Source organism: Azospira sp. APE16, assembly GCF_047901315.1.
Classification (GTDB): domain Bacteria; phylum Pseudomonadota; class Gammaproteobacteria; order Burkholderiales; family Rhodocyclaceae; genus Azospira; species Azospira oryzae.
Map to the genome: position 1 here is coordinate 2,769,432 of NZ_CP179682.1, position 22,618 is coordinate 2,792,049.

Here is a 22,618-nt window from a genome sequence, read left to right on the forward strand (position 1 = left end):
TTACATGAAATCGGCGTCAAGCATAAAGTGTGCCCACAACCCCATTCGAGACCGAAGGGAATCCTTACGTCACCTTACGGCTGGTAGCTCTAATACTTTAGGCCAGGGAAGAAAAAAAAATTGAAAGACTTTCCATCCCCAAACGGGACGACGGAAAAGGTTCAGCCCATTCACTAGGTGCCAGAGGACTTATGCACCAGAAACGTCACAGGGATGTGACAAGAATTGGCAGTTCGTGCTCAGGAAGCCACCGCGAGTTCCTGGCGCCGGAACTCCGCCACCAGCAAGCCGCCCTCCAGTTTGAGAATCCTGTCAGCAGCGGCTGTTGCATTATTGCGGTGGCTGATCATGACAACCAGTCGGCCTTCTGCCTTGAGCTCCCGAACCGCCCGCAACAAACACCCTTCGCCCGCGTCATCCAGATGGGCATTGGGTTCATCCAGGACGATCAGCAAAGGATCGCCGTACATGGCCCGGGCCAAGCCGATACGCTGGCGCTGGCCGGCGGAAAGCAGATGCCCCGACTCGCCAATCTGGGTGTCATAGCCTTTCGGATGCCGCAACACCATTTCGTGAATGCCGGCCCGTTTGGCCGCCCGGACCACCTGCTCCGGATCCACTTCACCAAACCGGGCGATATTCTCGGCGATGGACCCCTCGAACAACTCGATTTCCTGCGGCAGATACCCGATCCGGGGACCGAGAAGATGACGATCCCAAGCCTCCACATCCCGCCCATCGAGCAGAACCTCACCTTGCCGCTCCGGCCAGATACCGACCAGACAACGGGCAAAGGTGGACTTGCCGGAACCGGAAGGCCCCACCACCACCACCACCTCCCCCGGAGAAAAGCTGGCATTCAGGTGTTTGAGAATGGGCTTGGCCCGTTGGCTGGCGGTAGCTGTTAGCCCCCGGACCAGCAGTTCAGCCCGCTCCGGTACTGCATCATCCAATGAAGAAGGACGCCCCCCTCTCTCCAGCAGCTTCTCCAACCGCAGGAAGGAAACCCGGGCAGTAATGAAATTGCGCCAAGTGTTAACCATCATGTCGATGGGCGCCAAGGTACGGGACATCAGCAGATTGGCTGCCACCATGGCCCCCGGCGTCAGCCGGCCATCGATGACCAGCAGGGATGAAATGGCAATGATCAGGGACTGCTGGCTGTAGCGCACCAGCTTCGAGATTTCCTGCAGCCGGTGCGACCATTCCTGGGCCTGGTGATTCAGCCCCAGGGCCCGTTGCTGCTTCTCCCGCCAACGGCGCCGCAGGTTCTCTACCATTCCCAGGGACTCGACCACTTCACAGTGGCGGCTCTTCGCCTGCACATAGCCCAGGGCCTGGCCGCTGGACTCCAGAGCTGCCTCCAGGGGTTCGTGGGTGTAGTAATGGGTGGCCCAGGTAACACCTGCCAGGAGCAGACAAAACACAATGGCACTAAAGCCCAGCAGGGGATGCAGGATAAACAGCACCCCGATGTAAACGATGGTCCACGGCGCATCGAAAAAGGCAAAGATGGCCGGTCCGGTCAGGAACTGGCGAATGCCGGTGAGATCACCGAAACTCTGCACATGGGTTCCAGTACGATTCAGCACCGACTCGAAAGTCGCCTGAAAAACCCCGGTGCTCAAATATTCGTCCAACCGCACGCTCAGGCGCACCAGCAGCCAGGAACGTACCCACTCGGCAAAACCCATGATGCCCAGCAGGACGAAGGCAATGATGGTGAGGGAAATCAGGGTCAGTTCGCTCTGACTGATCATGACCCGGTCGAAGACCTGCAGCATGTACAGTGTGGGCACCACCATCAGCAGGTTCGAGACGAAACTGAACAACCCCACCACCATGAACTCACGGCGGAAGCCCCATAGAGCATTGGCCAGGACGCTGCGGGAAAAGAACTCCGGCTTTTTCATGCCCCGCTCCCTCCCGAAGCCGGGGCAGGCACCGCTTTCCCCTTGATGGACTGGGGATAGAGCACGGCCAGCACCTCATCGCGCTTGCCATAGAGCTTCACGGCCCCCTCCTGGATCACCAGCAGGGAATCCACCACCCGCAAAACGCTGGTCAGGTGGGAAATAACCACCACCGCAACACCGCGGGCCTTCAGCATTTCCAGCGCCTGGGCCAGGGCTAGGTCACCAGCCTCATCCAGGCTGGCATTGGGCTCATCCAGCACCACCAGCTTGGGATTGCCATAGATGGCCCGGGCCAGGGCCACCCGCTGGCGCTGCCCGCCGGAGAGGAAGCAGCCGTCGCTGCCGACCTGACTGCCGTAGCCCTCGGGCAGGTCGGCAATGTTCTCGTGCAACCCGACGACACGCGCCGCCGCCTCCACCTGCTCCATGTCGACGTCACCGAAGCGGGCAATGTTCTCGGCCAGGGTCCCTTCAAACAGTTCCACATCCTGGGGCAGATAGCCCAGGTGCGGCCCCAGTTCCGTCTTGTTCCATTGGTAGATGTCGACGCCGTCCAGACGCACCTTGCCCACTGCGGCAGGCCAAACCCCCATCAGTACCCGGGCCAAGGAGGTTTTGCCGGCAGCGGAAGGGCCGATGATGGCCAGAATCTCTCCGGGAGAAACCTTGAAATTCAGTCCTTTCAGGATCGGCGCCCCGCCACCGGGAGCCGCCGCCACCACGCCCTCCACCGTCAGATGCCCCAGGGGGGCCGGCAGCCTCATGCTGGCCGGCTTCGCCGGCAGGTCATGCAGGACCTTTTCCAGCCGATCAAAGGCGTCACGGGCGCCCACCACGATCTTCCACATCGAAGTCAATTGCACCAGCGGCTGGACCACCCGACCACCCAGAATGGTCGCAACAATCATGGCGCTGCCGCCACCACTCATCAGTCCTTTCAGCGTCAGCCAGCATCCGAGACCCAGCAGCAACGAGCCCTGGCCGATCTGGACGACCTTGGCCAGGGTCATCCCTTTCCCCGCATGATCGGAAGCAATCGCCTGCAACCGTAGGAAACGGCGTTGCCGCACCATCCAGCGCTCATGCAGATGGGACAGCATGCCCATCGCCTGAATCACCTGGGCATTGCGCAGAACACCGTGGGCGTAGCCCTGGGCTTCCATCATGGCACTTCCCGCCTGCTTCAGAGGGGGATCGGTACGGCGCTCCTGAACGTAGGTCAGCACGAACTGGATCAGCGCGCCGATCACCGAAAAGTGACCCAGCACCGGGTTGATGCTGTAGATGAGCAGCAGGAACAGCAGGGAAACCGGCACATCCAGCGCCGCCATGAGGGCAGGACTGACAAGGAAGTCGCGCAACGTGCGCAAGTCCGAGAGGGAATGCACTGCGCCGCCCGGCAGGCGTCGCAAACTGGCATCGAACACCAGGTTGAACAGGCGATCCCCCAGCAGGGCTTCAAGCTTGAGACCAGCTTGGAGCATGATCTCGGCCCGGACGTAATCCAGCACCACCGTCAGCACATAAAGCCCGAGCACCAAGCCCGTCAACATCACCAGGGTGGTGAAGTTGCGGCTGTAGATGACCCGGTCGTACACCTGCATCATGTAGGCGACCGGCGCCAGGGCAAGGATATTGATGAAGCAGCTGAAAAAGAACGCCTGACGGAAACTGCCACCCAACTGGCCAAAAATCCGCCACAGCTCTGAAGTGCGTTTGCCGGCAGCGTTCATGTCGACCTCTCTGGCAAGCACTGCACCACGGCTTCCGGCATTTCCGGCAGCAACTGCCGCCAGAACTCGGGCTCGTACTTCCACCAGGCATGCCCGCCCATCGGCGCCTGTCCACCGTTGACGGCGAAATAGAAGGAAGGCTTGAGTTCCATGGCAAAACGGGAGGCCATCACTTCATTGGGCAGAATGAAATCGGTGGATAGCCCGCCCATGATGGAGAAGAAAAGATCTTCGCTGGAGCCGGTGCGGTCGAAGATATCCACCGCAGCGCCGAACTCCTGGAGCAGGGACAGGCATTTGCGCACCCGCCGCAGCGAGAGTCCTCCATTGCCGACATGGGCCCGGGTCCGCTTGCCCCGCGGCCCCTCGAAAACCCCGGCATTGACCAGAATCTCCACACCATCGGGCCAGGGCGCCCCCACATAATCGAAAGGCTGGGCAGCCCAATAATCCAGTTCGTCCTGCAGTAAGATGGCGTCGGTCTGCAGGATGAGCAGATACTCATAGCTGAGGAAACGGGTGTAGAACCCGGGACTCAGCAGCAAGCGGTTGTAACCGGGAATGGAGGCGAAGTTCTCGGCGGGAAAGGCCAAGTACTGCATTCCAGGGTAACGAGCCTGGTATGCCGAAAAATCCAGGCCTTCAGGACCGATAAAGAGCAATGGGTGCCGGCCGCCGAGCACGGTCAGGGAATGATCCAGAGAGTACTGTTCCAGGGGGTCGAGGCGGTCCTTGTAGATGGGAACCAGGATGATGGTTTTACGCATGGCCGCCGCTCCGGGAATCATCACTGGTCCAGGCCCAGATAGCCGCCCTGGTAGCTGCGATCACCGCTGGCAATGGCCGCGATGAACTGCTCCACGGCAAGAAAGACCTGCTCGCAACGATTGTCGATATGGTGCTTATCCAGAGCCTCCGCAACGCGTTGAATCAGGCCGCTTTGCCCGGCTGCATCGAAACGGGCGACGGCCTGGTCATTGATGGCCCGGGGATCGATCAGATCGGCCACTTCGTAATAGAGGGGAATATCGCCGAGCAAGGCCACTTCAGGCAGATTGCGATAGAAGGAGGGCACGATGGGAATCCCACCCACCATCAGGGCGTTGTAGACCCGAATCGGCACGCCGCCCAGAACCGGAGCGATCCAGTGGGTCTTGTGGGCCGCCCACTCGCGAAAGTTGTCCAGATCCGACTTGTGCTTGTAGTCGTTGCTGGCAAACCCGACCGTGGGGAAGGTCTTGGTCACGGTGGCCAGAGCCCGGTTGCGACGCTGATAATTGCCGTAGAAGGCATGAGGCCCTAACGGTTCGTTGCTGCGGGCTTCCAGCAGCACACTGAAATGGTCGGCCACGAACTTCCGGGTCCATTGATGCACGCCGATAAAAACAGGGCCAATGACGCAGGGATTGAAGTGGGACAGCAGGAAGGCGTTTTCGGAAGTCCCCGAGATATAGAAATCGCAGTTCATCGCCAACATGGCGCTCATCTGGATCCAGTGCTGGGAATCCCAGTCCCAGATGACAAACAGAACCTCTGGGTTCCGATTGTAGAACTCCATGTAGACCGGCAGATTCCTGCCCACATCGTTGTTGGTCAGGAACAGCAGGCTGCCGGGTGGAAAATGCAGATCGGGGTCGGTGAGGAAATCCGGTGGCAGAGGGATGAACTCCCGGCCCGCCGCCAGAGGCTGGCACTTCTTCAGATGCTCGCCGAGATAAACCTTGCCCACCTTGCCAAAGAGTCCGCTGGCGGCCTTCTTCTCGATCTGGCTGCGCTTGAGCATGGCCAGGGAATCGAAATAGGCATCCTGCAGAATTTCGTGGATGCCCTTGTTCAGGTCAGCCAGGGCATTGATCAACTCGACGGGATTCTTGGCGGTGGTCATTGGCAGCAATCGAAATGCAATAGTCAGGCAAGAGGGCCGGCTGGCGCCGGCTGCATACGGGCGGATACTGCCTTTACAGCATCAATCACCGCCGTTACCTGGGAATCATCAAGGGTCGGCCCCATGGGCAGACTGAGGACTTCACGGTGCAGAATCTCCGTGATGGGGAAAGCGCCTTCCCTGTACCCCAACCCGGCATAAGCCGGTTGCAGATGGGGAGGTACCGGATAGTGAATCGCCGTCTGCACACCGGCTTCATGCAGCGCCACCTGCAGCGCATCCCGCTGGGGACTGCGCACCACGTACAGGTGCCGGGCTGACACATGGCCCGGGGCCTCCTGCATCAATTGCAGCCCGGCCGCCCCCAGTTCGGCATCGTAGCGTGCCGCGATCTGGCGGCGACGCTGGTTCCAGCCATCCAGCAAGGGCAGCTTGGCCCGCAGGAAGGCCGCCTGAATCTCGTCCAGACGGCAATTGAAACCGGCCTCTTCATTCCGGTACTTGCTGCGGGAACCGTAATTGCGGAGCAACCGCAGTCGCTCTGCCAGTTGCGGATCGGAAGTCGTGATTGCGCCGCCATCGCCCAGGGCACCAAGGTTCTTGCCCGGGTAAAAGCTGAAACCGGCGGCATGCCCCAGGCTGCCGGCCCGTCGCCCGTGGCAGGTTGCGCCATGGGCTTGGGCGGCGTCCTCGATCACCTTCAAGCCATGACGCTCCGCCAGGTCCATCAGAGGCGCCATCTCGGCAGTCTGGCCATAAAGATGAACCGGCATGATGGCCTTGGTACGTGGCGTGATGGCCGCCGCAACGGCCTGCGGATCCATGTTGCCGGTATTGAGCAAAGGCTCGACCGGGACCAGACGGGCTCCGGCATAGGTAACGGCCAGCCAGGTGGCGATGAAGGTATTGGCGGGAACGATCACCTCGTCCCCGGCGCCAATGTCGTAGGCCCGGAGAATCAGGTGCAGGGCCTCCAGGCCATTGGCCACGCCTATGCAGTAGTCGGTCTGGCAATAGGCTGCAAATTCGGCTTCGAACGCCTCCACCTCCTGGCCCAGGACAAGCCAGCCGGAATCCAGCACCCGTGTCAGGGCTGTATGGAGTTCCGGGGCCAGGGAACGGTTGAGTTCCTTGAGATCAAGAAAGGGAATCACGCCTGACGCTCCCGAACCGCGGACATGAACTGATCGTAATCCCGGATGTAATCGGCTTCGTCATATTTCGAGGAAGCCAGCACCATGCACACGGCACCGGAGGAAAAGTTATCCAGATACCGCCACATCATGGGGCAGACATAAAGGCCAAAATAGGAGGGGTTGAGATGGAAGCGGCGCTGCTCCTGCCCGTCATCCAGCACCACGTCGAAACTGCCGGACATGGCCACGATGAACTGGTGCAGGTTGCGGTGGGCATGGGCGCCCCGGTCGGCGCCGCCAGGCACATCGTAAAGATAGTAGACGCGCTGGATGTCGAAGGGCACGTGATTCCCCCCTTCGATAAAGGTCAGGTTACCCCGGGGATCGTGAATCTTTGGCAAATCCAGGATGCGACAGTCGGCCAACGGCATGGCGATCTCCTAGACCGGAGGAAGGGAGGCGACGACGTAAATCTCGCCGGCAATATCGGGATAGCGTTCGCCCATCTGCATAAAGGCCTCGATCATGGCGGGAGTCCAGTGGCTTTCGATCTGCCCGTTGGAAACCGGCTTGAGCCAGTAGCCGCCGAAAACGTCCACCCGCAATCCGGCCTGGCTGAATGCCGCCCGAAAGGACTCCGGATTAAAGACCCGGCGATGGCCGTGGTGCCGGTCCATCTCGTTGAGGGCATCCTCCTGGGGCAGCAGGCCCATGATGGTGGCGGCCTGCCGGTGCACGGAACGGGCATTGGGCACGGCGGCAAAGATCCGGCCACCGGGCTTCAGCCACTGCCGCGTCCGGGCCAGGATATCCACCGGGTCCTGCACATGCTCCAGCACATGGCCAAGGATGATGGTATCGAACCGCTGGGTCGGCTGGAATTCCTCGAACAGCGCATGCACCACGGTGGCCGCAGGAAAGCGCTGGCGCAGGCTGTCGCAAAACAGGGCCGAGCCCTCGACGATGGTCATGGCCTTGCCGGTGGTGGCCAGTAGTTCAGTCATCACGCCTTCTGCCGGCCCCATTTCCAGCAGGCTGTCCCCCTGGAGATGGCGCTGCAGGATGCGGAAACAATAGCTGATGGCCGCCGGCATGACCCCTGCGGAATACAGGGATGCCTGGGATATCTGCTGCAGTTTGCTTTTTTCTTCTGTACTCACGCACTTCCCCCGGGGCGGTGGGCCGCCCTTATCTTTCAATGAATTCAAGCATCAGGCCGTTACGGAACATGACAAAACTGATGCGCCGCCCGCCAAACGCAACTGCCGCCACCGGAGCCACGGTTACCCGGGCCCGCTGGCTGCGGGCCCACTCCAGGGCGCCTTCGATATCCGCCACCAGATAGGCGAAGTGGTACATCTTGATACCGGCATTAAGCCAGGGGGTCAAAGTCTCGGCCCCGGGCAGGTTCTCCAACAGTTCGATACGGGGCCCCGGACCGACGAGAAAGCAGCCCGCCACGCCCTGCACCGGATCGGCAAAATCCTCACCTTGCTGACGATAACCAAGAAAGGCAAAGAATGGGCGCTCTTTCTCCAGGGAAGCTGTGGCATAGCCCACATGGTGGAACTCGTACCCTTCGGGCAGCTCCGCCAGGGCCTGGGGCAACTCAAGCACGATACAGCCTCCGCGCGGTCAATTGGGCCAGCTTTTCCAAGCGGGGCGCCAGATCATGCCACGCGGCACGGTTCACCCGGTGCTCCACCGCATCCACACGCCGTCCATCCAGATCGAAATGCCCCGGCAGACGGGTACGCTGGGCGATGCCGCAGGAGTCATGGAAAGACACCACGGACTCGTTATCGGCCACGGTCCTGCAATACACTTCGTCCAGCCCCAGCTGCTCGAAGGCACAACGGTAGATCAGCCAGGCACTTTCCACCGCGGCCAGGGAGCCGGGCCTGAGAATCCAGCGTCCCCATTCCCCGGCATGACCGGCGGCATCGATGTCATAGAGCGAGATCACCCCTTCGGGCAGACCATCTTGCTGCCGCTCCACCACAAAATAGTAGTCACCCGGGCGCTCATAGTACTGGGCCAGCCATGCCAACTGAGCCGCCAGACTGGAGGAAGTGGCATGCAGGAAGCGGTTGAGCTGCGGATTGTTGCGCAATTCCAATACCAAAGCGGCATCCCCGTCGCCGATGGGCCGCAGACGGAAAGCAGGCCCCGCCACAGTCAGGTCATGCCGCATGGAGGGCCAGAGCTCCATCCACAATCTGGCTGACGCTATTCAGCTCGGCCAGCGCTTCCTCCGAGAATTGCAGGCCCAATTCATCCTCGATGGCAAAAATGACCTCGATGTGCTTCAAGGAGTCCCACTGGGGCGTGTTCTTGCGCGAGCTGTCTGGATTCACTTCGCATTTGAGAACAGTGGCAAGAACGGCCAGCACCAAGGCTTCAATTCTCTGACGATCCATAATCGACTTATTACTCCTGGTTCAGGGTTACGCCGGCAGCCGGGGTGAAATCCCGCACCAACTGGGCTGGCACATTATGCAGTCCAGCCTCTGGATGGACATCGCAGCCCAACAGGCGGGCCAGCCAGTCCAGTGCCGGCTGATTGCGCGGACCGTGGGCAACCCGGAATGCCAGCTCCTGGCAACCGGCAAAGATCGGCATCCGGCGCAGGGCTTCCAGGATGATGGTGTCTTCCAGCTGGCGCCCCATGGCCCGGCAGCTGACGCACAACTCTTCCACCAACAGGCGTTCGCCCTGGCGCTCTGCCACGATCACCGCGATCACGCCGCTATCCGACAAACGATCGCTCAGTTGCACGCTGGCAATGCAGGCATCCCGACGCTCCAGCCGCTCGGCCACCTCGGCCTGGTTGAAACGGCGCATGGCCAGATTGAACTGGTTGGTCTTGTTGCAAAGGTCCGCCAGCCGGGTCAGTTGAGCCACCGGGTCGATGCGATACACCAGGCTCACCTGCAGGCTGCGGAAATATTCGGCCGGATCGGTTGCATGTTCGGCCAGGGCATCCCGCTCCGCATTGGCCTTGAGATCCTGGATGCGCTTGGCATCGTCACTTTCCACCTTCCAGCGCCATAGCCCCGGGTAATAGTGGATCGCGCGGCAGGTCAGGGTAGCGTCCGGGTGGGCATAGACGGCATGGACCGATGGCAGTTGCATGGTCACGCTGGCCAGTTCCCCCGGATTGTCATCGACGAACAGCACGGCATCGGCAGCAATGCGCAAGGCCTTGGCAATGCGCTCCACCGCAGCGGCCTTGTCGCCCCAGGAGACCTCGGTGGCCGAAAAGTCTTCCCAGCGCAGGGGATAATCCTGGCGCTGGGCAAACAGGGCCTCCACGTCGGCGCGCTCGTTGCGCGAGACCAGGGCGACGAAGACGCCCCGCTGCTGCAGGCCTTTGACGTAGTTTTGCAGGGCCTCGTGACCGGGCGACAACTGCACGCCCTGAATGCCCTCTTCACCGAGTACGCCGGCATGCAGGGTATGGTCCAAGTCCAATGCCACCGCTTTTACCGGCGGCAGCAGGGCCCCAGGCAACCAGTGGCAGGCCAGCTCCCGGGCCAACTGGACCTGGGCGGCATTGGCCACGGGAGTCCCGGCCAGCGCCGCAGAGCGCGAATCCTTCAGGGGCACGCCGGCTTCGCTGCAGACGCTGCCGAGATCGGCGAAGTAAACGGCCGGCAAAGCATCCACCAGCGACTGCAACCGGGCCCGCTGCGGCGCCTCATCGAGCCAGGTGGCAATGATGACGGGGGCCTTGGACATGCTGCGCAAGGCGTGCAGACGCCCTTCCAGCCAGGGCAACCATTCATCGAAAGCCATGCGGGCGAGAAAACGGTCGCTATCCAGCCACAACAGTTCCGCATCTGCCTCCTGCCGGTCCGCAAACATCAGGGAGTCGTCATAGCCGCCCAGACGGAAGTCGGCCTGCCAGCCGCAGAAGGCGAAATAGGGAGTCGTTAGGGGCACCAGAGGCTCGAAGGCATGGTTGCGCCACACATTGACGCTTGCCGACTGGCGGGAAGGCGCAGGAAGTTCGAGTCCCTGCAACGCCAGGCGGTTCGGGCGGGGCGCAAACAGGACAGCCTGGGCCTCGAACAGGGACATGGCCCCTTCGATGGTCTTTTCGGTCGGCAATTTTGCAGTAGCAGTCATTTCAAACGTTCCGTCGCTCAGTTGCGGCAAGCCCGATTCTATCCAACGCCCCGCCAGTCGGGCGACGGGAGTATCAGCTTTCCAGGGGGACTTTCTGCATCACCGTCAGAAGATGAGGGCCCCGCCACTCCTGAATGCGCATGCTGAAAGCGCCCTTGAAGCCGTAGGTGGCGGCCCAGCGATTCACATTGTCGAAATACAGAGGGAAGGTCTCCTCGGTAATGATATTGACGTGGGTCGGGTCCCGAAATGCCACCCCATTGGGATAGGCCGGGGTGAGGGAAAGGAACATGCCGCCCACCTTCAATACCCGGTAGACCTCGTTCATCAGTTCGATAAAGGAATTGCGCCGGTCCGGCGCATAGACCAGGCGCGGCACATGCTCAATGAAATCGTGGGCCGTCACGTAGTCAAAGAAATTGTCCTCGAAGGGAATGGGCTCCACCACCAGATCGGCACAACGGATATTGGCTTCGAGGTTTTCCAGCACATCGATGCCGTACAGTTCGTCCGCATTAAACGGGTTTTTGGGTTGGGGGCCGCAGCCCAGATCCAGCGTCTTGCTCATTGCATGCTCCCAGCCGTTGCGGCGATCCGCAGCGGCCATTGGTCATTTCTTGGAAATATAGGGGTTGCCGGGGAAGGACGTGATGGACCAGAGCCCGGAAAACTGCCGCACATCGATATCCGGCCGTTCCTTATAGACGATGGCCAGCAGATAGTTGTATTTCTGCTGGTGCCGGGCGCACAGCGTCTCGGCAGCCTCGACCTTCTGGCGGTAATCAACGAACTCGGGATTGTCTTCCCGCGCCACAATCTCGCTGGCGCCTTCGTACCACAGGTCATACAGCCCCCGGGTGGCCACTGCGGGCAAGTCCAGCCCCAGGGCAACCTTGTGCAATTCGCGGCGGGACAGGGTATAGACGTAATTGCCGGAGGCTTCGTACCCCGCCGGCCAATCCCCGACATAAGCCGGATGGTCGATCAGGGGGTCCTGGGGTTCGATCAGCACCACCGCCTTGCGCGCCACGCGCAGCATCTCGTAGAGCGCCACCATGGGACGGGGAAAATGGTGGAAGGCCTCCTTGCACAGCACGTAATCCACCGAGTCATCCTTGAAACTCAGGGCTTCGGCATTTTCGACCCGGTAATCCCGGATCAGGCCACGCTGCTTGGACTGGCGCAACAGGTGCTCGCCAATGCTGGTGGGCAGGACCGACTTGAAACCTTCCCGGGTCATGTGGAAGGCATCGGCGCCGAACGGGTCACCCACCGTAATCCAGCTATTTTCCTTGGTATGGGACAGGCACTTGAAAACCGGCTCGAAAAACCGGCGGGCACGCCACCAGCCGACAATATCCATTTTCTGGAAAAGCTCGAACTCGGTGTCGTTCTGGGTATTGACCACGTCGAAATCGACATGGGAAGAATAAAGCCGCTCCACCGCCGACGGTGCCAGCCCAGTGCCTTCCAGCAAGCCTTCACGCCGCAGGAGGTCCGACAGCCGCCCTGCCAGGCCATCGCCGGCGCCCGCCGACGCGACCAACCGGGCAATGTCCCCCAGCGTCCGCTCACGGCGCGCCAGACGAGCCTCCAGCGGTGCTACATGCAGCTCGGAAAACTCTCCAAGCAAAGTGCTCACAGTCTTGTCCTGCAATTGGCAACTCCCCCAGTTAAGTTTTTTTAGCGACCTACTCAGGTACCGCACAGGGCATCTTCCGCCCCCCCGAGTTGACTGCGCCGCCACATAGCAATGTAGGCAGCCTCCAGATTACGGCAGAAAGCATCGGTATCGAACAGGGGCTGGGTCGCCAGATTGGCCTGCAGGCGGGCTTTCAGCGCCGCCAGTCGCGCCGGGTCCGTCGCCAGAGCCAGGGCCAGGGCTTCGTATTCCGCCAGGGATTTGGTGGCCAGTTCCGGCAGACCCACGGCATGCACCAGGCTGCCGGCAACCCGGGCCGGGAAGGCATTGCCCATGTAGGTGACGACAGGCAGGCCGGCCATCAGGGCATCGGCTGCCGTGGTGTGGGCATTGTAGGGATGGGTGTCGAGGAAAATGTCGGCCTGGCGGTAGCGGGCCAGATGGTCCTCAACCAGGGGAACGCGGCCGGCAAAGACCAGGCGGGACGGATCCACGCCACGGGCCTGGGCCTCCTTGCGCAGATTGCCCTGGGACACTTCATTGCGCGACACCAGCCACAGCACACTACCGGGCACCTGGCGCAGCAGGTTCATCCAGATGTCGAAGACGGGCGGCGACACCTTGTAGTCGTGGCTGAAAGAACAGAACACCACGCCCTGCTCGGGCAGCCCGCATTCGCTGCGACTGGGCGTGCGCTCGGAAATCTTCACCCCCGAGTCGGTCGGCAGGTAGGCATCCGGCAGATAGACGACCTTCTCGTCGTAGAAGCGCTGGTGTTCCGGGGGAATGACGAAACGGTCGGCCAGGATGTAGTCCATGTAATCCAGGCCCAGGGTGCCGGGGTAACCCAGGTAATTGACCTGCACCGGCGCCGGCCGGTAGGCGAAGACGTCGGTACGGGAATCGGCGGTGAAACCGGCCAGGTCCACCGCAATGTCGATCTCCATCTCCCGCATCAGTTCGGCGATTTTGCGGGTACCCATCTGCTTGGCATCGATGAAATGATCGAAGGCCTTTTCCATGCGCCCGCGCAGGCGGCTCTGGTCATTGATGCCCAGGGAAATGGCAACCGTCTCGAAGCGGGACTTGTCGTGGCGCTCCAGAACCCCGGCAATCAGATGGCCCACCGGGTGTTCCCGCAGATCAGGGGAAACATAGGCGACCCGGATACGCTCATGCCGGTACCGTTCCCCGCGCCACAGGGGCTCGGCCTTGGGATAGTGGTGCTGGGAAAAGGTCCGGGCGCAGCGCTGATGGTCTTCCGCCGAATCGGACAGGGCCATGAAGGCCAGGGACTTGCAAGCCCGCCGCCCGGCCCGCACGCCGGCGACAATGGCTTCCTGCAGGGCAGCGAAGTCGGTCCAGTCGCAGGCATGGAGGCGCTCATAGCTGAGCAGGCCGTAGCCATAATCGTAGTTGGGATTGATCGCCAGCAAACGCTGGAACATGCCCACGGCCTCGGTACTGCGCTTGAATTCGGTGAGCAGGATGCCGCAGTTGCCCAGGGCCAGCTGATGGTTGGGATCGTAGGTCAACACCCGGTTGAAACGCTCCAGGGCTTCCTGGTGCCGCATCAATTCCCGCAGGAGGGCGCCGCTGTTGATCAGCACCTCGGTATAGTCCGGGCGCACTTCCAGGGCCTTGTCGTAGGCCTGCAAAGCCTCTTCCTTCTGCCCCAGGGCCTGCCGCACGGCCCCCAGCACGAACCACAGGGGAGCGAACTGGGGCGCCACCGCCACCCCGTGCTCCAGCAGGGGGATGGCCTGGGCTGCCTTGCCCTGCTTGAGCAGGATGACTCCCACCGAATACAGGGCCGCCGCATCGTTCGGATTGTTTTGCAGGCAGATGTTGAAAAGGGCCAGGGCTTCGTCGAGCCGACCCTGGTTTTGCAATTCAATGGCCTGGATCAGCAGGGTATTGGGGGCGTTCATGAATGAGCGGCGATTTCGTTCAAAGTAAGGCTGAATCTGGCTAATAACGGCACGGGCGCCCAATTATCAAGCCCATCCGGCCCTTTTGCGCAGTTCCCACGAAAAAAACTCAAAAAAAACGCACTCCGTGGAGTGCGTTTTCTGGAATGCGGAAAAATCTGGATCGGAGCAATCCCCATCACACCTGGATATTCATCACATCCTGGTAGGCAGAAACCAGCTTGTTGCGCACCTGGACCATCTCCTGGAAGGAAACGTTGGCCTTCTGCAGGGCGATCATCACTTCATGCAGGTTGGTATTGGAATCCCCAGCGGAGAAATCCTGAGCCATGGACTGGGCCTGTTGCTGGGCCGAGTTGACCTGATCGATGGAATTCTTCAGCACCTGGGCGAAATCGGCCCCACCAGCCGACGCGGCAGCGTTATCCACCGACTTGGCGGCAGCGGTCCCTGCGGTGCTCCGCAGCTGACTCAACAAATTATCAATACCTTTGGTGTCCATGTGCTTCTCCAACAGTCACCAGCGTTATAGCAAAAGACAGGCCAACCTGAAAGCTATTCGTTCAAATAACCGGCCAAACGGTACTGCCTGAGCTTATGACGCAAAGTCCGCTCGGAAATTCCCAGTTTTTCAACCGCCAGTTTGCGGGAGCCGCCCACCGAGGCCAATGTCTCGAGAATGAGTTCCCGCTCCCAGTCCTTAATACTATCGGCTTTTTTCCCGCCGGACTGAAGGGTTCCGTCTTCCTCGAGCGAAATGGCCTGGGGCACGGGCGGCGCCAACTGGGGCACCTCCATCATGACCGGAGGCGGCGGCACATAGGCAGGCGCGGCCGCGGCCGGAGCACCGGGACGGGCCACCAGATGCAGATGTGCCGCATCCACCTGGTCCCCGGGCGCCAGGATCAGGGCCCGCTGCATCACATTGACCAGTTCCCGCACATTACCCGGCCAGGAATGGACGCGCAGGGCCTGTTCGGCCGCCGGCGTCAGCAAGAGGCCGGGGCGGCCAGATTTGCCGCCCTGATCGGCAAGAAAATGCCGGGCCAGGGGCACCACATCGTCCGGCCTTTGCCGCAAGGCGGGAATCAGCAAGGGAAAGACATTGAGCCGGTAATACAAATCCTCGCGGAAGATGCCCTTGGCCACCGCCTCGGCCATATCCCGGTTGGAGGTGGCCACCACCCGGATGTCCAGGCGCACCGGCTGCTTGCCGCCGACCCGCTCCACTTCCCGCTCCTGCAGCACCCGCAGCAACTTGGCCTGCAGCGCCAGGGGCATTTCCGTCACTTCATCCAGCAGCAGGGTGCCGTTCTGGGCCTGCTCGAACTTGCCGGCCTGGGCCTGATTGGCACCGGTGAAGGCGCCTTTTTCATAACCGAAGAGGGTCGCTTCCAGCAGGCTTTCGGGAATGGCTGCGCAGTTGATGGCGACAAAGGGGCCTTTGCGCCGGGCGGAATGGTTGTGGATGTAGCGGGCCACCACCTCCTTGCCCACCCCGGACTCCCCGGTGAGCAGGACGGTGGCGTCGGTCTGGGCCACCCGGGCAGCCAGGGAAAATAGGTTGCGGGAAGCGGCATCCACCGCCACCACGTCGGAATCCTCTCCCATGGCCGGCAGGCGGTAACGGGCCACATGCTCGAGCAGGGCCTTGGGCTCGAAAGGCTTGAGGAGGAAGTCGCAGGCCCCCGCCCGCATGGCCTCAACCGCACGGTCCACATCGGCAAAGGCCGTCATCAGCACCACCGGCAGGTGCGGATACTGGCCACGGATTTCCTTCAACAGGGTGATGCCGTCCATGGGCTCCATGCGCACGTCGCTGACGACAATGGCCACCGGCCGCTCAGCCAGGACCTTCAGCGCTTCCGGGCCGGAGGCTGCCGAGAGGACAGCCTCACCGGCCAGTTCCAGGGTATCCACCACTGCTTCCCGCAGGTTGGGATCGTCCTCGACGACCAGGATGGGCAGGTTGTTCGCCATCTGCTTTCTAGCTTTCCACGACAAATTGGCTTGCCGGCCCCGCCGGCAACTCCAGGGTAAATTCCGAACCTTCTCCGGGCTGGGAGCGGACACTGATGGTTCCGCCATGGGCCCGGGCAACACCGAGAGCAATTGCCAGGCCAAGTCCGGTTCCCTGGCCCCGGGTTGTGAAAAATGGCTCGAAAATCCGCGCCTGGGCTTCGGGGGCAATGCCAGGCCCGGTATCGCTGACGGCGATGTAACAGCGCCCTTCGCTTACCCGGGCCTGCAGCAGCACCCGGGGCGGGCGCTCGGTCCGCCCTTCCACCACCTGCAGGGCATTTTCCAGCAGGTTGGTCAGGGCGCCGGCAATGGCCTTGCGCGCTCCCATCATTATAAAGTCGCCGACCTCGGCCTCCACCCGGAAATCCACGCCATGGCGCTTCATCAACGGCTCCACGGCCTGCACTGCCTCGGTCACCAGCGCCGCCACCGGAATGGCTTCCCGGCCGATGCTTTCACCCCGGGCAAAGAGCAGCACGTCCTGGATCAGGCGCTCCAGGCGCTTCAACTGCTCCGTCGCCTTGTCGGCAAAGCGGGTCCGGGCCTCGGGCGCCAGTTCCGGCTTGCCCAGATTGCTGCTGTACAACAGGGCCGTGGCCAGGGGCGTGCGCAGCTGATGGGCCAGGGAGGCGGCCATCTCGCCCATGGCCGCTAGGCGCTGATTGCGCTCCAGGTTGGCCTTCATTTCATGGGCATGAGTGATGTCGTGCACCAGGAGAATCTGGCCGCCGGCGGAATCCAGAGGGCTTTTGGCAATGCTCACCCGCCGACTGCCGACCTGCCATTCATCCGGCGCCCCGGTGGGTACCAAGGCCTGGCCGGAGACCCGGGACCAGCCCTCACCCACCAGATCCTGGCCGAACATGGCCTTGGCTGCCGGATTGGCCTCGGTCACCAGAAAAGCGCTATCCAGCACCACCACCCCTGCCGGCAGAGCATTGAGCAACAAGGACAGACGCTCGGACAAAGCCTCCTTTTCCTTGTACTGACGCCGCAACTCGCCGTTGGCCACCGCCAGTTCGGCCGTCAGGGAGGCCACCCGGCCCTGCAGGGCATCGTAGGCCTGGGTCAGTTCCTGGGAAACCTGATTGAAAACGTCGAAGGCTTTTTGGAGTTCCTGGGCCTTGGCGTCCGGGCGCTCCTGCACGGGTTCCGGCAACGATGGGGACATGGGAAAGAAGGCGAGAGTTGATTGCAATAAGCGGATACAATATAGAATATTTCTTAGAAATTTTCGCTTTTTGCTTGATTAGTATCTGACTTCCCGGCCCAGCGCCCCTCCTCAGTCTCTGCAAACACATACTATCGATGGCGGCAACCCAGGACACTGTAGATACCACGGCCTCCCAGCCAGGCAACAAGATCAGCGAAAAGCTTCGCGAAGCCCTGGGCCGGCTGACCAACCAGCAAAAGATCGCCCTCATGGTGGCGGTCGCCGCCATCGCCGCCCTCATCATGGGCACCATCCTGTGGAGCCGCCAGCCCGACTACAAGGTGCTGTTCAGCAACCTGTCGGAAAAGGATGGCGGCACCATCATCACCGCCCTCGAACAGCTCAACGTTCCCTACAAGTTCACCGAGGGCGGCGGCGCCATCCTGGTGCCCGGTGAAAAAGTCCATGAAGTCCGTCTGCGCCTGGCCTCTCAGGGGCTGCCCAAAGGCGGTGCCGTCGGCTTCGAGCTGATGGAAAACCAGAAGTTCGGCATCAGCCAGTTCGCCGAACAGGTCAATTTCCAGCGCGCCCTGGAAGGGGAACTGGGCCGCACCATCCAGTCCGTGGCCGCCGTCGAGTCCGCCCGGGTGCACCTGGCCATCCCCAAGCCTTCCGTATTCGTCCGGGAAGAACAGAAACCCACCGCCTCGGTCATGGTGCACCTCCACCCCGGCCGCACCCTGGAGCCCGCCCAGGTGGCGGGCATCGTGCATCTGGTGTCCTCCAGCGTGCCCCAGCTGCCCATGTCCAACGTGACGGTGATCGACCAGAACGGCAACCTGATTTCCCAGCTGAAGAGCAAGCTGATCGAGGCCGGCCTGGACCCCACCCAGATCAAGTACGTCCAGGAAGTCGAGGCCAGCGTCATCAAGCGTATCGACGACATCCTGGCACCGGTGGTCGGACCGGGCAACGCCCGGGTCCAGGTGGCAGCGGACATCGACTTTTCCCAGACCGAACAGACGGCCGAGAGCTACCGCCCCAACACCACCCCGCCGGACATCAGCATCCGCAGCCAGCAGACCTCCGAAACGGCCAACGTCAATCCGCCGGCCCAGGGCGTGCCTGGCGCCCTGACCAACCAGCCGCCGGTGCCGGCTACCGCCCCCATCACCTCGCCGCCCGTGGCCGGCCAGGCGACGGCCCAGACCGGCGCCACCAACGGCCAGCCGCCCCCGCCGGGACAGATCAACGCCGCCGGCGTGCAGGCCCCCATCTATTCGGCAGGCCAGCCCATCAACACCCGCAAGGACTCCACCATCAACTACGAGGTGGACAAGACCATCAAGTACGTCAAGCAGTCGGTGGGGGTGATCAAGCGGCTGTCGGTGGCGGTGGTGGTGAACAACAAGAAGGACACCACCAAGGACGGCAAACCCACCACCCGCCCCCTGACCGAAGCAGAACTGAAGCAGATCAACGATCTGGCCCGGGAAGCCATGGGCTACGCCAAGGAGCGCGGCGACACCCTCTCCGTGGCCAATGCCGCCTTCACCGCCGTGGAGAAGGAAGACAACGAGCCGCCCCTGTGGAAGCAGCTGGCAACGCCGGAAATGGGCAAGGACCTCTTGAAATATCTGCTCATCGGCGCCATCGTTGCCTATATCCTGCTGGCTGTGGTGCGCCCCATTCTGCGCACCATGTTCCCGCCCCCGTCGCCGGAGGTCGAGGAGGAGGAAGGGGAAGAAGGCGAGGAGGACGTCGAGGTGGATCTCACCGCCATGGGCGGCGATCTCATCCTGGCCACCTACGAAGGCAAGATGCAGAAGGCGCGGGAAATCGCCCACGCCGATCCCAAGGCTGTGGCCAACATCATCAAGGATTGGATGGGCGTAAATGCCGGCTAGCGAAGATGGCCTGGAAAAGGCCGCCATACTCCTGATCGCCCTGGGCGAGGAAAACGCCGCCGCGGTGCTGCAGCAGCTCGGCCCCCGGGAAGTGCAGAAGCTCGGCCACGCCATGGCCACCCTGCGTACCGTGCCCCGGGCCCGGGTGGAATCGGTGCTGGAAGAATTCCACACCATCCACCACGAACATGCCGCGGTGCACGTGGATACGGATGCCTACATCCGCAATGTGCTGACCAAGGCCCTGGGCGACGACAAGGCCTCCAACCTCATCTCCCGCATCCTCCAGGGCGGCGAGACCTCGGGCATCGAAGGCCTGAAGTGGATGGATGCCAGCACGGTGGCCGACCTGATCCGCAACGAGCACCCCCAGATCATCGCCACCATCCTGGTGCACCTGGAGCACGACCACTCCAGCGAAATCCTCAGCCTGTTCCCGGAACGGCTGCGCAACGCGTCATCCTGCGCGTCGCCACCCTGGAGGGGGTGCAGCCGGCGGCCCTGAAAGAGCTCAACGACGTCATGCTGCGTCTGCTCTCCGGCTCCGCCAACATCAAGAAGTCCGCCATGGGCGGTGTCCGCACCGTGGCCGAAATCCTCAATTTCATGGGCTCGGCCAACGAAACTTCGGTAATCGACTCGGTGCGGGAATACGACCCGGACCTGGCCCAGAAGATCCTCGACGAAATGTTCGTCTTCGAGAACCTGCTGGACCTGGACGACCGCAGCATCCAGCTGCTGCTGCGCGAAATCCAGTCCGACTCCCTCATCCTGGCCATGAAGGGTGCTTCCGAGAACCTGCGCGAGAAGATTTTCAAGAACATGTCCCAGCGGGCTGCCGAAATGCTGCGGGAAGACCTGGAGGCCAAGGGCCCCGTGCGCATTTCCGAAGTCGAAACCGAGCAGAAGGAAATCCTCAAGATCGTTCGTCGCCTGGCCGACGAGGGCCAGATAGTCCTCGGCGGCAAGGGCGGCGAAGAGATGATCTAGCCGTAGAGGGACCCCCGAACTGCCATGACTGCCGGCTACATCCCGAAAGAAAAGCTGACCGCCTACGAGCGCTGGGAGCTGGCCGCCTTCGACGAGCCGGAGACGCCACCGGCCCCCGAACCGGAGCCGGAACCGCCGCCCCCGGCCGAAGAGCCGCCACCCCCGGCAGCAGAGCCGGAAGAGACCATTCCCTTCCCCACGGCGGAAGAGATCGAGCGCATCCACACCGAGGCCCACGAGGCCGGCTACAACGCCGGCTACGAGGAAGGCGCCGCCCGCGCCAAGGCGGAGGCCGAGCGCCTGGACAACCTCATTCATAGCCTGGCCCAGTCGCTGCAGGTGCTGGACCAGGACATCGCCGACCAGTTGCTGGGACTGGGCCTGGAAATCGCACGCCAGGTCACCCGCAGCGCCCTCAAGGTCAAACCGGAGCTGCTGCTGCCGGTGGTCAGGGAAGCCCTGGCCGCCCTGCCGGTCAGCCATGCCCATCCGACCCTGACCCTGCATCCGACGGATGCCGCCCTGTTGCGCGAGCACCTGGGGGAACAGATTAGCCACGGCGGCTGGCGACTGCTGGAAGACCCGGACATGGAAGCCGGCGGCTGCCGGGTCCAGGCCGGCGCCAGTGACATTGACGCCACCCTGGCCACCCGCTGGAAACGGGTCCTGGAAGCCATCGGCACCGAGCAGGACTGGTTCCAGGGTTAAGCCCGGAGCACCCCCTTGAGCACTCCGCCCCCCTCCTCCCTGGCCGTGTGGCAACAGTTCCTGGCGAACTGCACCGAAGCGGCCGGCAATACCCATCCCCTGATGCCCGCGGGTCATCTGACCCGCATCAACGGACTGGTGATGGAGGCGGCCGGCCTCAAGCTGCCCCTGGGCAGTTCCTGCCGCGTCCTGCCGCCGGGCGGTTCGCCGGTGGAGGCGGAGGTGGTCGGTTTCAACGGCGAGAAGCTCTTCCTCATGCCGTCGGACGACGTCTATGGGCTGTCCCCGGGTGCCGCCGTGGTGGCCCTGGAAACCCCCTCGCCGCCGCCCCTGGTCGGCAAGCCCCCCCCCTTCCGCCGCCGTTCAGTGGACAAGGCCAAGCTGGTTCCGGTCGGCATGGGCCTTCTGGGAAGGGTGGTCGATGGCGCCGGCCGTCCCCTGGACGGTCTCGGCCCCCTCCATGCGGAAGCCCTGCGCCCCCTGCACAGCCGGCCGGTGAACCCCATGTCCCGGGCTCCCATCAGCCGCACCCTGGATGTGGGCGTGCGCGCCATCAACGGCCTGCTCACCGTCGGCCAGGGCCAGCGGATGGGCCTCTTCGCCGGGTCCGGCGTCGGCAAGTCGGTACTGCTGGGCATGATGGCCCGCTATACCGAGGCGGAGATCATCGTCGTCGGCCTGATCGGCGAACGGGGCCGGGAAGTGAAGGAGTTCATCGAGCAGATCCTCGGGGAAGAAGGCCGGCGCCGTTCCGCCGTCATTGCCGCCCCCGCCGACACCAGCCCCCTGATGCGCCTCCAGGGCGCCGCCTACGCCACCTCCGTGGCCGAATATTTCCGCGACCAGGGCAAGCAGGTGCTGCTGATCATGGATTCCCTCACCCGCTATGCCATGGCCCAGCGGGAAATCGCCCTGGCCATTGGCGAGCCCCCGGTAACCCGGGGCTATCCGCCCTCCGTCTTCGCCCGCCTGCCCCAGCTGGTGGAGCGGGCCGGCAACGGCCCGGACGGCGGCGGTTCCATCACCGCCTTCTACACCGTCCTGGCAGAAGGGGACGATCAGCAGGACCCCATCGCCGACTCGGCCCGAGCCATCCTCGATGGCCACATCGTGCTCAATCGCCAGCTGGCCGACGCCGGCCACTATCCGGCCATCGACATCGAGCAATCCATCAGCCGGGCCATGGTGAACCTGATCACCCCGGCCCAATTCGACCTGGTACGGCGTTTCAAGCAGCTCTATTCCCGCTACCAACGCTCCCGGGACCTGATCGCCGTCGGCGCCTATGTCGCCGGCTCGGACCCCATGGTGGACCAGGCCATCCAGCTGATGCCCCTGCTGGAAAAATTCCTGCAACAGGACCTCTCCGACCGCTCCAACATTGAGCAGACGCTGGCCATGATGCGTCAGATTTTCCCCGGCATGGGCTGATATCCGCCCCCATGTTCTAGAATGGGCCACATG

General features: G+C 62.5%; 20 protein-coding genes and 1 pseudogene. 4 read left to right on the forward strand and 17 right to left on the reverse strand.

The window, feature by feature from the left end; genetic code table 11:
• Nucleotides 1-239: 239 nt before the first annotated feature.
• The 17 genes from ACLSSQ_RS13210 to ACLSSQ_RS13290 form a co-directional block, all read right to left on the reverse strand.
• On the reverse strand, nt 240-1,913 hold the full coding sequence (locus ACLSSQ_RS13210; protein WP_130459945.1) for a type I secretion system permease/ATPase: 1,674 nt from the start codon (nt 1,911-1,913) through the stop codon (nt 240-242).
• Nucleotides 1,910-3,649 (reverse strand): type I secretion system permease/ATPase, encoded by a 1,740-nt coding sequence (locus ACLSSQ_RS13215; protein ID WP_416242954.1) that lies wholly within the window; start codon nt 3,647-3,649, stop codon nt 1,910-1,912. The genes ACLSSQ_RS13210 and ACLSSQ_RS13215 overlap by 4 nt, the downstream gene beginning before the upstream one ends.
• A complete protein-coding gene (locus ACLSSQ_RS13220) occupies nt 3,646-4,416 on the reverse strand; it encodes a DUF5672 family protein (RefSeq protein WP_416242955.1) in 771 nt (256 codons plus the stop codon). Before ACLSSQ_RS13220 ends, ACLSSQ_RS13215 begins: the two co-directional genes overlap by 4 nt.
• A gap of 20 nt (nt 4,417-4,436) precedes the next feature.
• Nucleotides 4,437-5,534 carry a hypothetical protein gene (locus ACLSSQ_RS13225; protein WP_416242956.1) on the reverse strand — a complete coding sequence of 366 codons (1,098 nt, stop codon included), beginning with the start codon at nt 5,532-5,534 and terminating at the stop codon, nt 4,437-4,439.
• Between the two features lie 23 nt (nt 5,535-5,557).
• On the reverse strand, nt 5,558-6,688 hold the full coding sequence (locus ACLSSQ_RS13230) for a DegT/DnrJ/EryC1/StrS family aminotransferase (RefSeq protein ID WP_014236853.1): 1,131 nt from the start codon (nt 6,686-6,688) through the stop codon (nt 5,558-5,560).
• Complete coding sequence (locus ACLSSQ_RS13235) at nt 6,685-7,101, reverse strand: sugar 3,4-ketoisomerase (RefSeq protein WP_416242957.1); 417 nt, start codon at nt 7,099-7,101, stop codon at nt 6,685-6,687. Before ACLSSQ_RS13235 ends, ACLSSQ_RS13230 begins: the two co-directional genes overlap by 4 nt.
• A 9-nt stretch (nt 7,102-7,110) precedes the next feature.
• The gene (locus tag ACLSSQ_RS13240) at nt 7,111-7,830 is read right to left on the reverse strand and encodes a class I SAM-dependent methyltransferase (protein ID WP_043797979.1); all 720 of its coding nucleotides are present in this window, start codon (nt 7,828-7,830) and stop codon (nt 7,111-7,113) included.
• Between the two features lie 28 nt (nt 7,831-7,858).
• A complete protein-coding gene (locus ACLSSQ_RS13245; protein ID WP_416242958.1) occupies nt 7,859-8,287 on the reverse strand; it encodes a VOC family protein in 429 nt (142 codons plus the stop codon).
• On the reverse strand, nt 8,280-8,864 hold the full coding sequence (locus ACLSSQ_RS13250; RefSeq protein WP_014236849.1) for a GNAT family N-acetyltransferase: 585 nt from the start codon (nt 8,862-8,864) through the stop codon (nt 8,280-8,282). The genes ACLSSQ_RS13245 and ACLSSQ_RS13250 overlap by 8 nt, the downstream gene beginning before the upstream one ends.
• Nucleotides 8,854-9,090 (reverse strand): acyl carrier protein, encoded by a 237-nt coding sequence (locus ACLSSQ_RS13255; RefSeq protein WP_043797977.1) that lies wholly within the window; start codon nt 9,088-9,090, stop codon nt 8,854-8,856. The genes ACLSSQ_RS13250 and ACLSSQ_RS13255 overlap by 11 nt, the downstream gene beginning before the upstream one ends.
• Nucleotides 9,091-9,100: 10 nt before the next feature.
• Nucleotides 9,101-10,801: an HAD-IIIC family phosphatase gene (locus ACLSSQ_RS13260; RefSeq protein ID WP_416242959.1), complete on the reverse strand. Its 1,701-nt coding sequence runs from the start codon at nt 10,799-10,801 to the stop codon at nt 9,101-9,103.
• Nucleotides 10,802-10,874: 73 nt separating this feature from the next.
• A complete protein-coding gene (locus tag ACLSSQ_RS13265) occupies nt 10,875-11,408 on the reverse strand; it encodes a class I SAM-dependent methyltransferase (protein ID WP_130459952.1) in 534 nt (177 codons plus the stop codon).
• Nucleotides 11,409-11,411: 3 nt separating this feature from the next.
• The gene (locus ACLSSQ_RS13270; protein WP_130459953.1) at nt 11,412-12,458 is read right to left on the reverse strand and encodes a class I SAM-dependent methyltransferase; all 1,047 of its coding nucleotides are present in this window, start codon (nt 12,456-12,458) and stop codon (nt 11,412-11,414) included.
• Nucleotides 12,459-12,496: 38 nt separating this feature from the next.
• Complete coding sequence (locus tag ACLSSQ_RS13275; RefSeq protein ID WP_416242960.1) at nt 12,497-14,374, reverse strand: tetratricopeptide repeat protein; 1,878 nt, start codon at nt 14,372-14,374, stop codon at nt 12,497-12,499.
• 178 nt (nt 14,375-14,552) lie between these two features.
• The gene (fliE, locus tag ACLSSQ_RS13280; RefSeq protein WP_014236843.1) at nt 14,553-14,876 is read right to left on the reverse strand and encodes a flagellar hook-basal body complex protein FliE; all 324 of its coding nucleotides are present in this window, start codon (nt 14,874-14,876) and stop codon (nt 14,553-14,555) included.
• Between the two features lie 53 nt (nt 14,877-14,929).
• The gene (locus ACLSSQ_RS13285; RefSeq protein ID WP_416242961.1) at nt 14,930-16,354 is read right to left on the reverse strand and encodes a sigma-54-dependent transcriptional regulator; all 1,425 of its coding nucleotides are present in this window, start codon (nt 16,352-16,354) and stop codon (nt 14,930-14,932) included.
• A gap of 7 nt (nt 16,355-16,361) precedes the next feature.
• Nucleotides 16,362-17,567, reverse strand: coding sequence for a sensor histidine kinase (locus ACLSSQ_RS13290; protein WP_014236841.1), 1,206 nt, complete (start codon nt 17,565-17,567; stop codon nt 16,362-16,364).
• A gap of 137 nt (nt 17,568-17,704) precedes the next feature.
• Between ACLSSQ_RS13290 and fliF the strand changes: the two genes are divergently transcribed.
• The 4 genes and pseudogenes from fliF to fliI all read left to right on the forward strand — a co-directional run bounded on the left by fliF (nt 17,705) and on the right by fliI (nt 22,585).
• Nucleotides 17,705-19,456: a flagellar basal-body MS-ring/collar protein FliF gene (gene fliF / locus ACLSSQ_RS13295; RefSeq protein ID WP_014236840.1), complete on the forward strand. Its 1,752-nt coding sequence runs from the start codon at nt 17,705-17,707 to the stop codon at nt 19,454-19,456.
• Nucleotides 19,446-20,446: pseudogene (gene fliG, locus ACLSSQ_RS13300) on the forward strand (flagellar motor switch protein FliG). Before fliF ends, fliG begins: the two are co-directional and overlap by 11 nt.
• 24 nt (nt 20,447-20,470) lie before the next feature.
• On the forward strand, nt 20,471-21,154 hold the full coding sequence (locus ACLSSQ_RS13305; protein WP_014236838.1) for a flagellar assembly protein FliH: 684 nt from the start codon (nt 20,471-20,473) through the stop codon (nt 21,152-21,154).
• 102 nt (nt 21,155-21,256) lie between these two features.
• Entirely contained in the window at nt 21,257-22,585 is a 1,329-nt protein-coding gene (gene fliI, locus ACLSSQ_RS13310; RefSeq protein WP_416244294.1) for a flagellar protein export ATPase FliI, read from the forward strand.
• Nucleotides 22,586-22,618: the final 33 nt, after the last annotated feature.

What these genes read in the sequence shown, in the direction of transcription:
- ACLSSQ_RS13260 (WP_416242959.1), bottom strand. Translation starts at nt 10,801, where the DNA reads ATGACTGCTACTGCAAAATTGCCGACCGAAAAGACCATCGAAGGGGCC.
- ACLSSQ_RS13250 (WP_014236849.1), bottom strand. Translation starts at nt 8,864, where the DNA reads ATGCGGCATGACCTGACTGTGGCGGGGCCTGCTTTCCGTCTGCGGCCC.
- ACLSSQ_RS13210 (WP_130459945.1), bottom strand. Translation starts at nt 1,913, where the DNA reads ATGAAAAAGCCGGAGTTCTTTTCCCGCAGCGTCCTGGCCAATGCTCTA.
- ACLSSQ_RS13225 (WP_416242956.1), bottom strand. Translation starts at nt 5,534, where the DNA reads ATGACCACCGCCAAGAATCCCGTCGAGTTGATCAATGCCCTGGCTGAC.
- fliI (WP_416244294.1), top strand. Translation starts at nt 21,257, where the DNA reads ATGCCCGCGGGTCATCTGACCCGCATCAACGGACTGGTGATGGAGGCG.
- fliE (WP_014236843.1), bottom strand. Translation starts at nt 14,876, where the DNA reads ATGGACACCAAAGGTATTGATAATTTGTTGAGTCAGCTGCGGAGCACC.
- ACLSSQ_RS13215 (WP_416242954.1), bottom strand. Translation starts at nt 3,649, where the DNA reads ATGAACGCTGCCGGCAAACGCACTTCAGAGCTGTGGCGGATTTTTGGC.
- ACLSSQ_RS13265 (WP_130459952.1), bottom strand. Translation starts at nt 11,408, where the DNA reads ATGGCCGCTGCGGATCGCCGCAACGGCTGGGAGCATGCAATGAGCAAG.
- ACLSSQ_RS13275 (WP_416242960.1), bottom strand. Translation starts at nt 14,374, where the DNA reads ATGAACGCCCCCAATACCCTGCTGATCCAGGCCATTGAATTGCAAAAC.
- ACLSSQ_RS13285 (WP_416242961.1), bottom strand. Translation starts at nt 16,354, where the DNA reads ATGGCGAACAACCTGCCCATCCTGGTCGTCGAGGACGATCCCAACCTG.
- ACLSSQ_RS13290 (WP_014236841.1), bottom strand. Translation starts at nt 17,567, where the DNA reads ATGTCCCCATCGTTGCCGGAACCCGTGCAGGAGCGCCCGGACGCCAAG.
- ACLSSQ_RS13235 (WP_416242957.1), bottom strand. Translation starts at nt 7,101, where the DNA reads ATGCCGTTGGCCGACTGTCGCATCCTGGATTTGCCAAAGATTCACGAT.
- fliF (WP_014236840.1), top strand. Translation starts at nt 17,705, where the DNA reads ATGGCGGCAACCCAGGACACTGTAGATACCACGGCCTCCCAGCCAGGC.
- ACLSSQ_RS13220 (WP_416242955.1), bottom strand. Translation starts at nt 4,416, where the DNA reads ATGCGTAAAACCATCATCCTGGTTCCCATCTACAAGGACCGCCTCGAC.
- ACLSSQ_RS13305 (WP_014236838.1), top strand. Translation starts at nt 20,471, where the DNA reads ATGACTGCCGGCTACATCCCGAAAGAAAAGCTGACCGCCTACGAGCGC.
- ACLSSQ_RS13255 (WP_043797977.1), bottom strand. Translation starts at nt 9,090, where the DNA reads ATGGATCGTCAGAGAATTGAAGCCTTGGTGCTGGCCGTTCTTGCCACT.